General features: G+C 38.3%; 1 protein-coding gene. It reads right to left on the bottom strand.

Annotated elements, in window-relative coordinates; translation table 11 throughout:
• Nucleotides 1-336: 336 nt before the first annotated feature.
• Nucleotides 337-831 (bottom strand): hypothetical protein, encoded by a 495-nt coding sequence (locus ACFPOF_RS28730; protein WP_378138833.1) that lies wholly within the window; start codon nt 829-831, stop codon nt 337-339.
• Nucleotides 832-967 lie beyond the last annotated feature (136 nt).

Genomic DNA, 967 nt, shown 5'->3' with positions numbered 1-967 from the left:
AGGACTAATAAAAAATAATTCTTCTACATTCAACGGAAACGAAGAGATGATTTCTAAATCTTCTTTCATTAGATTTCTATGAGATATCATGGTTTTCCCCTTCGCTTCAGCCGGTTTCGCCTAACGTTCATGTGTTCACGACGTCCCACCGACTTAAGGCGACGAAGTCGCCGGCCGCGAAGCGGTTAGTCGGTGCGGATGTGTCCGGCTGAATCCGCTTCCCTGCTTCTGCCAACTACTTCTCCGAGTCCTCATCTAGCACCTGCCGGACCGAGGGCCGAATGGCCCGAAGCGTGAACATGGTGTTATCTGAAGTAATGGCCTTCGAAGTGTATGCTAAACAATTAATTTACTATTCAACTTAATCCATTCTTGCAACTTTCTATCCTCTTCTTCTGATAAATTAGTTCTTCTCAAAATAATAACTTCTTTATGTTTTACGTTAATATCAAAATAATAGGATTCCTTCAATAGTTCTACTTTCTTTATCCAGTTCCAGTCTCTTTCAACTTTATTACCCGTCGTTTCATCACTAACTAAAATATGTCCTTCCATAAAACTAACTACTAGTCCAAAGTTCTTCCTTTTCTGTAGTAGAAAATAACTTGAAATGATGATAACCATAACACTAAATATCAATAAGGCAATATAAATAGAAAGAAAAAAAAGAACTTTATTATTGACTTGCATTACCTGATTCATTCCATTAAACATAAAAAAACTAGCAATCAGATACAAAAAAATGCTCTTTCTAAGGAAGTTTCTAACCTTTGCTTCAAGAATTGATAAATAACTATAACTTAATCTACGAGTAACTTGATTAATTTCCATGATCTTTTTATCTCCTCTGTTTGCCATTATTTCAGATAACGTTCATGTGTTCACGACGTCCCACCGACTTAAGGCGACAAAGTCGCCGGGCGCAATGCGCTTAGTCGGTGCGGATGTGTCCGGCTGATTCCGCTTC

Source organism: Cohnella soli (assembly GCF_042655525.1).
GTDB lineage: Bacteria > Bacillota > Bacilli > Paenibacillales > Paenibacillaceae > Cohnella > Cohnella soli.
Note: the sequence above shows the minus strand (reverse complement) of the source record. Positions and strands in the feature narration are given on the sequence as shown.